The organism is Lelliottia wanjuensis, from assembly GCF_030238365.1.
GTDB lineage: Bacteria > Pseudomonadota > Gammaproteobacteria > Enterobacterales > Enterobacteriaceae > Enterobacter > Enterobacter wanjuensis.
This window is the reverse complement of sequence record NZ_JASSOT010000056.1, coordinates 26,163-39,414: the sequence shown is the minus strand read 5'-3', so window position 1 is coordinate 39,414 and position 13,252 is coordinate 26,163. Positions and strand designations below refer to the sequence as shown.

Here is a 13,252-nt window from a genome sequence, read left to right as displayed (position 1 = left end):
ACACCACAAACCGCACCTTAGTGCGCGTCGATAAACACAATCTTCAGCACGAACAGCAGCGCCACCACGATCACGCATGGGCTCAGCTCGCGGAAACGACCGGTACCGATTTTCATCACGCAGTAGGAGATAAAGCCCAGGGCGATACCTTCGGTGATGGAGAAGCTAAACGGCATCATCACGGCGGTAATAAACGCCGGCACCGCTTCGGTTAAATCTTCCCACTTCACGCGCGCCAGACTCGAGGTCATCAGCACACCGACGTAGATCAGCGCGCCTGCAGCCGCATACGGTGGAACCATCCCCGCCAGCGGAGAGAGGAAGATCACCAGCAGGAACAGCAGGCCCACGACCACCGCGGTCAGACCGGTGCGGCCACCGACGGAGACACCGGAAGAAGACTCGATATACGCCGTGACGGAAGAAGTACCGATGAAAGAACCGGCTACCGACGAGATGCTGTCCACATACAGCGCCTGCTTCATGCGCGGGAATTTACCTTTCTCATCCGCCAGACCCGCTTTATCGGTCACACCGATAAGGGTACCGGAGGAGTCGAACAGGTTTACCAGCATGAAGGAGAAGATCACGCCTGCCAGGCCGAGGTTAAACGACCCCGCCAGATCCACGTGGCCAATCACGGTGGTCACGCTCGGTGGCGCAGAGACGATGCCGCTGTAATGCACGTCGCCCAGCATCCAGCCCAGCAGGGTGGTCACGATAATCGAGACCAGCACCGCCGCGTGAATATTACGGGACGCGAGAATGGCGATGATGAAGAAGCCCAGCACGCCCAGCAGGACGCTGTGCGAGGTCAGGTTGCCGATGCTCACCAGGGTTTCCGGGTTGGCGACGATCACGCCCGCGTTTTTCAGGCCCATCATGCCGATGAACAGACCGATACCGCTGGTGATACCCACACGCAGGCTCACCGGGATATTAGCAATCATCCAGTAACGCACGCGGAAAATGGTCAGCAGCAGCAGGCCGACCGCGCCCCAGAAGATGGCGCCCATCCCCACTTGCCATGGCAGGCCCATCGCCTGCACCACCACGAAGGCGAAGAATGCGTTCAGACCCATTGCCGGTGCCAGAGCGACCGGAAGGTTGGCGAACACGCCCATCAGGATGCTGCCGAGGGCGGCGATCAGACAGGTGGTCACGAAGACGGCGCTGGTATCCATGCCAGCAACGCCCAGAATTTGCGGGTTAACAAAAACGATATAAACCATCGTCAGGAAGGTGGTAAAACCGGCGATCACTTCGGTGCGTGCCGTTGTGCCGTGCTCGCGCAGTTTAAACACGCGCTCAAGCAGACCCTGACCAGACGTCTGGGTAGTGTGTTGTTGGCTCATCATCAGTTTCCGAACAAGGAGGGAAAAATCCGTCGCTATCCTATACCAAAATGCGACAATAGGCGCGTTTGCGAGATACTTTTTTTCATTGATTTTGCTTATACGGCAACGATTGCGTCTCGCAAAACTGCATTACGTAAACGTTAAACTTGTTAAAAGGGAAAGGCATGTCCGGAATTGAAGCGGTATTTTTCGACTGCGACGGTACGCTGGTCGACAGTGAGGTCATTTGTTCCCGCGCGTATGTCAGCATGTTCCAGGAATTTGGCATTACGCTCGATCTCGAAGAGACGTTTAAACGCTTCAAAGGCGTCAAACTGTACGAGATCATCGACATTATCAACGCTGAGCACGGCGTCAGTCTGGCGAAGGCCGACTTAGAACCAGTTTACCGCGCCGAGGTCGCACGCCTTTTCGACTCGGAGCTGGAAGTGATCGCCGGAGCGAATGCCCTGCTCGATTCAATGACGGTGCCGATGTGCGTGGTCTCCAACGGCCCGGTCAGCAAAATGCAGCACTCCCTCGGCAAGCTGGAAATGTTGCACCATTTCCCGGAAAAACTGTTCAGCGGCTACGATATCCAGCGCTGGAAGCCGGATCCGGCCCTGATGTTCCACGCCGCGAAAGCGATGAACGTGAACGTGGAAAACTGCATTCTGGTGGATGATTCCAGCGCCGGTGCGCAGTCAGGGATTGATGCGGGGATGGAGGTGTTTTACTTCTGCGCCGATCCGCATAATAAGCCGATCAGCCATCCGAAAGTGACGACCTTTACCGATCTGGCGCAGTTGCCGGAGCTGTGGAAGGCGCGCGGGTGGGATATTACGCGTTAATGAAAAAAGCCGGATGGCGCTTGCGCTTATCCGGCCTACAAAACCTGCCTGAACCGATCACTCTTTCGGGTCTTTCCCCGCCAGCAGCTTATCCAGCTCATCCCCGCCCACGTGACGGAAATCCTGTCCTTTCACGAAGTAGAAGATGTATTCACAAATGTTCTGGCAGCGGTCGCCGATACGCTCGATAGAACGCGCGCAGAACAGCGCGGTGAGTACGCTTGGAATGGTGCGCGGATCTTCCATCATGTAGGTCATCAGCTGACGCACAATGCCTTCATATTCCTGGTCGACCTTCTTGTCTTCACGGTAAATACGCACCGCTTCATCAAGATCCATACGTGCGAACGCATCCAGTACGTCATGCAGCATCTGCACCGTATGACGGCCCAGGGATTCCAGGCTCACCAGCAGCGGCTGGTGCTGGTGGGAGAACTTCTCCAGCGCGGTGCGGCAGATTTTATCCGCCACGTCGCCAATACGTTCCAGCTCGGCGATGGTTTTGATGATCGCCATCACCAGACGCAGGTCGCTCGCCGTCGGCTGACGTTTCGCGATGATGCGCACGCAGGCTTCGTCGATCGCCACTTCCATCATGTTGACGTTTTTATCGCCTTCGACAACGCGCTTCGCCAGATCGCTGTCCTGGTTATGCATGGCGGTGATCGCATCAGACAGCTGCTGCTCGACCATGCCGCCCATCGTCATCACCTGGGTGCGGATACTTTCCAGCTCTGCGTTGAACTGGCCGGAAATGTGTTTGTTAAGATTGAGGTTGTCCATGATTCACTCCAAATCAACCGTAGCGGCCAGTAATATAATCTTCGGTTTGTTTCTTCGCGGGCCTGGTGAACAGAGCATCTGTGTCACTGAACTCAATCAACTCGCCCAGGTACATAAACGCCGTATGATCGGAACAACGCGCAGCCTGCTGCATGTTGTGGGTCACGATCACCACGGTGTAATCCTGTTTCAGCTCGGTGATCAGCTCTTCGATACGACCGGTGGAGATCGGGTCGAGGGCCGAGCACGGCTCATCCAGCAGCAACACTTCCGGGCGAATGGCGATACCGCGCGCAATGCACAGACGCTGCTGCTGACCACCGGAGAGAGAGTATCCGCTCTGGTGCAGTTTATCTTTGGTTTCGTTCCATAATGCGGCCTTGGTCAAAGCCCACTGCACGCGCTCGTCCATATCAGCACGAGAAAGCTTTTCGAACAGACGCACGCCAAAGGCGATGTTGTCGTAGATCGACATCGGGAACGGCGTCGGTTTCTGGAACACCATCCCCACTTTGGCACGCAGCAGGGCGATATCCTGGGTATTGGTCAGAATGTTGTCGCCATCCAGCAGAATTTCGCCTTCCGCGCGTTGATCAGGATACAGCTCAAACATCTTGTTAAAGGTACGCAGCAGGGTGGACTTGCCACAGCCTGATGGGCCGATAAATGCCGTGACCTGGTTCTTGGCGATATCCAGGTTGATGTTTTTCAGGGCATGGAATTTACCGTAGTAGAAGTTCAAATCACGAACCTTAATCTTACCCGGTGCAGTATCAACCATACTCATTGACTCATTTCCTCATTCGGCGCCGCGTTGTGCCGCGCCGTCAAAATTAACCGTGTTTCTGCTTCGCGAAAATGACGCGCGCCAGAATGTTCAGCAACAGTACGCAAAGAGTAATAATCAGCACCCCGGCCCAGGCCAGCTGCTGCCACTCCGCGAACGGGCTCATCGCAAATTTAAAGATGGTGACCGGCAGGTTGGCGATCGGCTGCATCATGTCCGTGCTCCAGAACTGGTTGGAGAGCGCGGTGAACAGCAGCGGCGCGGTTTCACCCGCGATACGGGCAATCGCCAGCAGGATACCGGTCATGATCCCCGAGACCGACGCTTTCAGGGTGATCGCCGAAATCATCTTCCATTTCGGTGTGCCGAGTGCGTAAGCCGCTTCGCGCAGGCTGTCCGGGACCAGTTTCAGCATGTTCTCGGTGGTACGAATCACGATAGGCACCTGCAGCAGCGCCAGCGCAATCACGCCCGCCCAGCCGGAGAAGTGCTCCATCTGTGCCACCACGATGGTGTAGACGAACAGACCGACAACGATAGAAGGCGCGGAGAGCAGAATGTCGTTGATGAAACGAATCACTTCTGCGACCCAGGATTTACGGCCATACTCCGCCAGATAAATCCCCGCCATGATGCCGAGCGGCGTACCGACGGCGGTCGCCCACAGGATCAGCAGTCCGCTGCCCGCCAGGGCGTTCGCTAACCCGCCACCAGCGGTATTCGGCGGTGGGGTCATTTCGGTGAACAGCGCAAGAGACATACCGTCAATACCGCGCGTCACGGTAGAAAACAGGATCCACACCAGCCAGAACAGACCGAACGCCATGGTCGCCATCGACAGCGTCAGCGCCAGACGGTTTTTCATGCGGCGACGCGCCTGCATTTTGCGGCGGGATTCAGCCAGTTCCGCGGTGGATTGCATTTCGAGAGTTGTCATTAGCGTGCCCCCTCACTTTTTGCGAGGCGCATGATCATAAACTTAGAGATCGCCAGAACAATGAAGGTGATCACAAACAGAATCAGACCCAGCTCCATCAGTGCCGCCACGTGCAGCCCGGATTCCGCTTCGGCGAACTCATTCGCCAGCGCTGAGGTGATGCTGTTGCCCGGCATATACAGCGATATGCTGTCGAGCTGGTAGGTGTTGCCGATGATAAAGGTCACGGCCATGGTCTCACCCAGCGCACGACCTAAGCCCAGCATAATGCCGCCGATGACACCGTTTTTGGTGAACGGCAGAACGATACGCCAGATAACTTCCCAGGTGGTGCAGCCGATGCCGTAGGCCGACTCTTTCATCATCACCGGGGTTTGTTCGAAGACATCGCGCATGACCGCCGCAATGTACGGAATAATCATGATGGCGAGGATCACGCCTGCGGCCAGGATACCAATCCCGAAGGCAGGACCGGAGAACAGCGCGCCGACAAACGGAATGTTGGAGAGGATATTCCCCACCGGCTCCTGGAAGTACTTCGCGAACAGCGGCGCAAAGATAAACAGGCCCCACATGCCGTAAACGATACTCGGGATCGCCGCCAGCAGTTCAATCGCGATACCCAGCGGGCGTCGCAGCCAGCCTGGCGCCAGCTCCGTCAGGAACAGGGCAATACCAAAGCTCACAGGAACCGCAATCAGCAGGGCGATGAACGAGGTCATCAGCGTGCCGTAGATGGGCACCAGCGCACCGTAGATATCGTTTGGCGCGTCCCACTCTTTGGTCCACAGGAAGGCAAAACCGAATTTCTGGATGCTCGGCCAGGAGGAGAAAATCAGTGACACGATAATGCCGCCCAGCAGCAATAGCACAATCAGCGCAGCCAGTCTGACCAGCGCGCTGAAAATCTTGTCACCATGTTTCCCCGGAGGGCTAAAAGCAGGCTTGGTTGCAGCCATAAATCACTCTTCTATTTTGAGACGTTTTACGATTATGCCCGGTGGCGCTTACGCTTACCGGGCCTACAGATTAAACCGTAGGGCGGGTAAGCGTAGCGCCACCCGCCATCTTCGTTAAATATATCCTGTTAGTACAGCGCTTTACCGCTGCTGTCTTTCACGTTGGTTTTCCATGCAGCACGAATCTGCTCAACCACGCTGTCTGGCAGGCTGGCGTAATCCAGGTCATTAGCCTGTTTGCCGCCGTTTTTGTACGCCCAGTCGAAGAACTTCAGCACTTCTGCGCCCTGCTCAGGTTTCTTCTGATCTTTGTGGACCAGAATGAAGGTCGTGGAAGTAATTGGCCACGCCTCGTCACCTTTCTGGTTGGTCAGGTCCTGAGCGAAGGATTTGCTCCAGTCTGCGCCTTTGGCAGCGTTCGCAAAGTTCTCTTCAGTCGGGCTAACCGGTTTGCCATCGGCAGAGATCAGTTTGGTGTAAGCCAGGTTGTTCTGCTTAGCATAAGCGTACTCTACGTATCCGATTGAGCCAGGCAGACGCTGGACGAATGCGGCGATACCGTCGTTACCTTTACCGCCCAGACCGGTCGGCCAGTTAACGGTAGAACCAGAACCGATTTTGGATTTCCACTCTTCGTTCACTTTCGCCAGGTAGCTGGTGAAGACGAAGGAGGTACCGGAACCGTCAGCGCGACGAACCACGGCGATATTCTGCGAAGGCAGTTTGATACCCGGGTTCAGTTTGGTGATGGCTTCGTCATCCCATTTTTTGATTTTGCCGAGATAGATATCACCCAGGGTTTTGCCATCCAGCACCAGTTCGCCAGATTTCAGGCCAGGGATATTCACGGCCAGCACAACACCACCGATAACGGTCGGGAACTGGAACAGACCTTCCTGCGCCAGTTTGTCATCAGACAGCGGAGCGTCTGATGCGCCGAAATCGACGGTGTTCGCGGTAATTTGTTTCACGCCACCGGAGGAGCCGATACCCTGATAGTTAACCTTGTTACCGGTTTCTTTCTGGTAAGTATCAGCCCATTTGGCATACACCGGCGCAGGGAATGTTGCACCAGCGCCAGTCAGGCTTGCTTCTGCGAATACAGAGAAAGCGCTCAGAGATAAGGTCGCGGCGACAACAGTTGCGACAGTGGTACGCATAACTTTCATAATGTCTCCTGCAAGATTTCGTAAATCATTGTTTGAGTGGCTACGATGAGCAAAATAGGACAAACAGGTGACAGATAAATGTACGAATTATGACAGTTTTATGACACTGAAAGTTTCACTTAAGAATCTGCAAAATTAGCATTAATAATCATCGTGTTAGCCGCTTATATGACAGTGCGATTTCAGAAAAATTTTCTTTCTGTGACACTGAAAAAAGTAGCTGAAGATGACAGATTGTCATAAATAAAAACGTCGGGAAGGGATAAAAAAAGCTCCACCCGAAGGTGGAGCCTGAAGGGATTATTCTACGGTGACGGACTTCGCCAGGTTACGCGGCTGGTCGACGTCGGTGCCTTTGATCAGCGCGACGTGATACGCCAGCAGCTGCAGCGGAACGGTGTAGAAGATCGGGGCAATCACCTCTTCAACATGCGGCATCTCGATGATGTGCATGTTGTCGTTGCTGACAAACCCGGCATCCTGATCGGCGAAGACGTACAGCTGGCCGCCACGGGCGCGCACTTCTTCGATGTTCGATTTCAGTTTTTCCAGCAGTTCGTTGTTCGGGGCAACCACGATCACCGGCATATCCGCGTCAATCAGCGCCAGCGGGCCGTGTTTCAGCTCGCCTGCGGCGTAGGCTTCCGCATGGATGTAGGAGATCTCTTTCAGCTTCAGCGCGCCTTCCAGCGCGATTGGGTACTGATCGCCACGGCCAAGGAACAGGGCGTGGTGTTTGTCAGAGAAATCTTCTGCCAGCGCTTCGATGCGCTTGTCCTGAGACAGCATCTGTTCGATACGGCTCGGCAGCGCCTGCAGCCCGTGAACGATATCCTGCTCAATGGACGCATCCTGGCCTTTCAGACGCGCCAGTTTCGCCACCAGCATCAACAGCACGGTCAGCTGAGTGGTGAAGGCTTTGGTCGATGCCACGCCGATTTCAGTACCGGCTTTGGTCATCAGCGCCAGATCCGATTCACGCACCAGCGACGAGCCAGGGACGTTACAGATCGCCAAAGAACCGAGATAGCCCAGCTCTTTCGACAGACGCAGGGCCGCCAGGGTATCCGCCGTTTCACCGGACTGGGAAAGGGTGATCATCAGGCTGTTACGGCGCACGGCCGATTTGCGGTAGCGGAATTCCGAGGCGATTTCAACATCGCACGGTACGCCCGCCAACGCTTCAAACCAGTAACGCGAAACCATACCTGAGTTGTAAGAGGTGCCGCAGGCCACAATCTGGATATGCTCGACCTTCGCCAGCATCTCGTTGGCGTTCGCACCCAGCTCGCTCAGATCCACCTCGCCGTGGCTGATGCGCCCGGTCAGGGTGTTCTTTATGGCGTTCGGCTGCTCATAGATCTCTTTCTGCATATAGTGACGGTACGCGCCTTTGTCGCCCGCATCGTACTGCAGATTCGATTCGATCTCCTGACGCTTCACCTGCGCGCCGGATTTATCAAAGACCGTCACGCTGCGACGGGTCACTTCCGCGATATCGCCCTCTTCGAGGAAGATAAAACGACGGGTGACCGGCAGGAGTGCCAGCTGATCGGAAGCGATGAAGTTCTCGCCCATACCCATACCGATGACCATCGGGCTACCGGAACGTGCCGCCAGCAGGGTGCTCGGATCGCGAGAATCCATGATCACTGTACCGTACGCGCCGCGCAGCTGAGGAATGGCGCGCAGCACCGCTTCGCGCAGCGTACCGCCCTGCTCCAGTTCCCAGTGAACCAGGTGAGCGATAACTTCGGTGTCAGTTTCAGAGACAAAGGTGTAGCCACGCGCTTTCAACTCTTCGCGCAGCGGTTCGTGGTTTTCGATAATGCCGTTATGCACCACCACAATGTGTTCAGACACATGCGGGTGGGCGTTACCTTCAGACGGTTCGCCGTGGGTTGCCCAGCGGGTGTGCGCGATACCGGTTCCGCCGTGCAGCGGCGTTTCTTCCGCGGCTTGCGCCAGCATTTGCACTTTACCGAGACGGCGCAGACGGGTCATATGACCTTCTGCATCCACTACTGCCAGACCGGCAGAGTCATAGCCACGGTATTCCAGACGACGTAAACCTTCGAGAAGGATTTCAGCAATATCACGCTGCGCAACTGCGCCAACAATTCCACACATAGTTAGATTTCCTGATAATGGCGTTATGCCGCGTTGTCGCTGACCTGTTATGCCCTTTTAGGGCGCCCCGAGCCTTGTAGAGAGTGGGGTTATATTTTTAGGTACTGCCTTTGGGCGGAGGATTATGTTATCCCCTCATCCCACATCCATCGGCGATGCCGACAGACAAAATCGTAGGGCGGGTAAGCGAAGCGCCACCCGCCTGGTTGTTACTTCTTCTTCACCGGACGCTGCCAGCCTTGCTTATGCACCTGCGGTACGCGGCTGAGCACCAGCTCATTATCCGCCACATCGCGCGTCACTGTCGTTCCGGCGGCGATGGTCACACCCTTACCGACGGTGACCGGCGCCACCAGTTGCGTGTCGGAGCCGACAAACACATCGTCACCGATGATGGTTTTAAACTTGTTCGCGCCATCGTAATTACAGGTGATCGTACCCGCACCGATGTTCACGTTGTCGCCAATTTCCGCGTCGCCCAGATAGCTCAGATGACCCGCTTTCGAGCCCTTACCCAGACGCGCTTTTTTCATCTCAACGAAGTTGCCCACGTGCGCGCCTTCCAGCAGCTCGGCGCCAGGACGCAGACGCGCGAACGGGCCGATGGTGCAGGCCGCTTCCAGATGTGAATCTTCCACCACGCTGTACGGGCTGATTTCGCAATCATCGCCAATCACGCTGTTTTTGATCACACACCCGGTACCGATTTTGACGCGATTCCCAAGCGTGACCTGACCTTCAATAATAACGTTAGTGTCGATTTCCACATCGCGCCCGTGATTCAGCGTGCCGCGCAGATCAAAACGCACCGGATCGCGCAGCATCACGCCCGCCAGCAGCAGTTTTTCTGCCTGCTCGGACTGGTAAACACGTTCCAGGCGCGAGAGCTGCAGACGGTTGTTCACGCCTTCCACTTCGCTCAGGCGATCGGGATGAACCGCCACGATCTCATTTCCTTCGTGGTGCGCCAGGGCAATGATATCGGTGATGTAGTATTCACCCTGGGCATTGTTGTTGTTCAGTTTTGCCAGCCAGCGCTTCATGTCTGCGCCGTTGGCGATCAGGATGCCGGTATTGATTTCCTGAATCTGACGCTGTTCGTCAGTCGCATCTTTGTGCTCAACGATGCCGGTCACTTTGCCGTTTTCACGGGTGATGCGGCCATAGCCTGTCGAATCGTCGAGTTTAACGGTCAATAAACCGATGCCGCCCTGCGGTTTGGCTTCACGCAGGCGCGTCAGGGTTTCTACTGCGATCAGCGGGACATCGCCGTAGAGCATCAGAATGTCTTCGTCATCCGCAAAGAACGGCGCGGCCTGCTGCATCGCATGGCCCGTTCCCAGCTGTTCTGCCTGAAGGACCCAGTTGAGTTTGTCATCGCGCAGCGTTTGCTTGAGCAGATCGCCGCCGTGGCCATACACCAGATGGACCTTGCTTGCGCCAAGTTCTCCAGCGGCATCAATGACATGCTGCACCATTGGCTTTCCTGCCAGTGTGTGAAGCACCTTAGGAAGATCGGAATACATGCGGGTGCCTTTGCCAGCGGCAAGGATGACCACGCTCATCGTATTGTTCAACATACGCGTCCTGACTGTAATTTGAGTGAGAAGTAAAACCCTTTGACGTTGAAAATTCTACATATTTTGCGTCATAAAATGGACCGCTCGTAAAACGTTCAACATCCGGCGATATTCGCTATTTGAGGATAGTTTTGCGGTCAGAGTAAATCACTTTTTCTCTGGAAAATAGCTTTCTTAAGGCAAGTCGCAAGGGTTCACAACAGGTTAGCGATTTTTTCGCCTCAAGAATAAAGATCAGTTCAAAGCAAAACGGTGTTTTAATTATTCATTATTGTGACATCTAAAAAAGAAACACCGTTTCATCTTGATGATAATGGCGCTCACTTATCAATCAGGAGAATAAGATGAACTATAAAATACCTCTGGCCCTAATGATGTGTAGCTCCTTTGCTGTCTCGGCTGCCGGGCAGCACGTCTGGAAAGCGATTGCTTTTGGGCAGTCTACCGATCTGAATTTTTCGTCTAACGTGTTGCCGGAAAAAATCGGCGTCAACGACGTGACCATCGACGGCAAAAAGCTGACGCCGCAGGACACGGCGGATCTCTCAAAACCCATCACCATTGAAAGCCGGGGCGGGAAGATTGCCAACTCGCACGACGGGTTAACCTTTTTCTATACCGAGCTGCCGACTCGTGAGAATTTCGAATTGCTGGCCACCGTTAAAGTTGAGCAGTTTGGCCCGGAGAATGGCGCAAAACCCGCCGCGCAGGAGGGCGCAGGGCTGCTGGTGCGCGACGTGATTGGCGTGCCCCGCCAGCAGCCGCTGAAAGAGGGCTATGAAGAGTTTCCGGCGGCCTCAAACCTGGTGATGAATGCCATCATGACCCAGGATAAAAAGGACCACCAGCGGGTCAAAATGCAGGCCATCACCCGCGAAGGGATTTCCCAGCCCTGGGGTAACGCGGGCGCAGCGATTAAAAAGCAGAGCTTTAAAGAAGAGATCGACCTGAGCCAGACGCCGGAATTCCGTCTGAAGCTGCAGCGGACTAACGACGGTTTTATCACCGCCTGGTCGCCCGTCGGGAGTGACGCGTGGGTGAGCGAAAGCGTACCGCGTGCGGACCTGATCGCTGTGCAAAATAAAGATCGCTATTACGTCGGCTTTTTCGCCTCGCGTAACGCCAAAATCACCGTATCGGACGCCTCGCTCACCACCTCCGCCGCAGAAACCGTACCTTCAAAACCCTGGCAGGCCAAAGCACTCCCGACGGTGGTGCAGCTGGCATCCTCAGGGAAAAGTACATCGGATAAGTACCTCGTTCAGGCGCGTGCGAACCATGACGGTGTTTTCAGTGTGCGTCAGAACGAAGTGGTGGTCGGTAACGATAAAGCGGTGAAAGCCGGAGAGATGTACAGCCTGCCAGCGACCCTGACGGAAAATAACGCCTTTAGCCTGAGCTTTACGCCCACCAGCGGCGAAACCATTCATCAGCCGTTTAGCGTTGAAAAGGTAGATGGGTTTACGGATACGACGCTGCACGCCGCCCCTGACGGCAAAGCCGACGGGAAAGGTACGCTCGCCTCGCCGCTGGATTTAGCCTCCGCGATTGATCTGCTCGCACCTGGCGGAACGATTATCCTCAAAGCCGGAGAGTATCCGCGCAGCGAGATCCCACTGGCTGCCAGCGGCAATGCCGATCGGCGCAAAACATTGCAGGCAGGCGGCAAGGCCGTGATTCATGGTCTGCTGGTGGATGCCAGCTACTGGCACATCAAGGGCATCGACATTACCGACAAAAGCCTGCGCATTCAGGGCAGCCACAACCTGATTGATAACGTGACCGCCTACCGGAACGACGATACGGGCATTCAGATATCGTCCCCGGACAACGTGGGCCGGGCACTGTGGGCAAGCCATAACCGGGTAAAAAATTCTGAGTCTTACGCCAATGTGGATCCCGGCAAAATCAACGCCGATGGTTTTGCCGTGAAGATGCGCGTGGGCGAAGGTAACCGTCTGGAGAACTGCTATTCCCACGACAATATCGACGACGGTTTCGACCTGTTCAATAAGATAGAGGACGGTGCGAACGGGGTTGTGGTGATCGAGAATTCAATCGCCCGCAACAACACCAGCAACGGATTTAAACTCGGCGGAGAAGGGCAGCCAGTGGCGCATGAGGTGCGAAACAGCAAGGCGGAAGGGAATCAGCTGGATGGTTTTACCGACAACTTCAATCCCGGCAAGCTGGTGGTGACCAACAATGTGGCGGTGGACAATCAGCGCTTTAACTTTATCTTCCGTCCGAGCCCGTATGGGGATGCTTCAACGCAGGGTATTTTCAGCGGCAACAAATCCGTGCGCACGCAGCCTGGTCGCTATGACGATGCGGTGGTCGGGAATATTGATGAGACGAACTATTTTATCGCAGACGGGAAGAGCGTGAATAACGGCGGGGAAGTGCTGCCAGATGGCGCTTCGCTTATCACACAACGGTAAGCGTGGCGCCACTCGGCATACAGCAGATTACAGGTTGAACGTACCGAAAGAGACGTTCATGTTGCTGAAGAGAGCGATGACTTTATTGATCAGTTTCATGTGGGTATCCCCTGTTGTTGGAGTTGATTATGTGACACACATCACAAAAATAAGTCTACTCCTCAACATTTAACCGATCAATATTTTTGTGACTAAAATCACAAAATATTAAAACACCTTTTCAGTTCCATAGAATCTGAAACGCAGCCATTAAAAAAGCCAGTCTGGAAACCAGACTG

At 55.0% G+C, this 13,252-nt stretch carries 10 protein-coding genes; 2 read left to right on the top strand and 8 right to left on the bottom strand.

From position 1 onward, the window contains the following. Positions 1-17 precede the first annotated feature (17 nt). Entirely contained in the window at positions 18-1,355 is a 1,338-nt protein-coding gene (gene adeP / locus QQF33_RS09830) for an adenine permease AdeP (RefSeq protein ID WP_282494065.1), read from the bottom strand. Positions 1,356-1,522: 167 nt separating this feature from the next. Here adeP and yieH point away from each other — a divergent pair, with 167 nt between their 5' ends. After that, positions 1,523-2,188: a 6-phosphogluconate phosphatase gene (gene yieH, locus QQF33_RS09825; RefSeq protein ID WP_181827066.1), complete on the top strand. Its 666-nt coding sequence runs from the start codon at positions 1,523-1,525 to the stop codon at positions 2,186-2,188. Positions 2,189-2,245: 57 nt separating this feature from the next. Here yieH and phoU read toward each other — a convergent pair whose 3' ends face one another. The 7 genes from phoU to glmU form a co-directional block, all read right to left on the bottom strand. Next, positions 2,246-2,971, bottom strand: a complete 726-nt coding sequence (gene phoU, locus QQF33_RS09820) for a phosphate signaling complex protein PhoU (protein ID WP_285157743.1) — start codon at positions 2,969-2,971, stop codon at positions 2,246-2,248. A 13-nt stretch (positions 2,972-2,984) separates the two neighbouring features. Further along, complete coding sequence (gene pstB, locus QQF33_RS09815; protein ID WP_282494067.1) at positions 2,985-3,758, bottom strand: phosphate ABC transporter ATP-binding protein PstB; 774 nt, start codon at positions 3,756-3,758, stop codon at positions 2,985-2,987. Between the two features lie 46 nt (positions 3,759-3,804). After that, positions 3,805-4,695 (bottom strand): phosphate ABC transporter permease PstA, encoded by an 891-nt coding sequence (pstA, locus tag QQF33_RS09810; RefSeq protein WP_282494068.1) that lies wholly within the window; start codon positions 4,693-4,695, stop codon positions 3,805-3,807. Next, complete coding sequence (gene pstC, locus QQF33_RS09805; protein ID WP_282494069.1) at positions 4,695-5,654, bottom strand: phosphate ABC transporter permease PstC; 960 nt, start codon at positions 5,652-5,654, stop codon at positions 4,695-4,697. Before pstC ends, pstA begins: the two co-directional genes overlap by 1 nt. Before the next feature lie 128 nt (positions 5,655-5,782). Next, positions 5,783-6,823: a phosphate ABC transporter substrate-binding protein PstS gene (gene pstS, locus QQF33_RS09800; protein ID WP_282494070.1), complete on the bottom strand. Its 1,041-nt coding sequence runs from the start codon at positions 6,821-6,823 to the stop codon at positions 5,783-5,785. A gap of 300 nt (positions 6,824-7,123) precedes the next feature. Further along, on the bottom strand, positions 7,124-8,953 hold the full coding sequence (gene glmS, locus QQF33_RS09795) for a glutamine--fructose-6-phosphate transaminase (isomerizing) (protein ID WP_285155066.1): 1,830 nt from the start codon (positions 8,951-8,953) through the stop codon (positions 7,124-7,126). Positions 8,954-9,162: 209 nt separating this feature from the next. Then, positions 9,163-10,533, bottom strand: coding sequence for a bifunctional UDP-N-acetylglucosamine diphosphorylase/glucosamine-1-phosphate N-acetyltransferase GlmU (glmU, locus tag QQF33_RS09790; protein WP_285157742.1), 1,371 nt, complete (start codon positions 10,531-10,533; stop codon positions 9,163-9,165). 344 nt (positions 10,534-10,877) lie between these two features. On the opposite strand from glmU, the gene QQF33_RS09785 reads away from it, so the two are divergent. Further along, positions 10,878-12,974 (top strand): right-handed parallel beta-helix repeat-containing protein, encoded by a 2,097-nt coding sequence (locus QQF33_RS09785; RefSeq protein ID WP_285157741.1) that lies wholly within the window; start codon positions 10,878-10,880, stop codon positions 12,972-12,974. Positions 12,975-13,252: the final 278 nt, after the last annotated feature.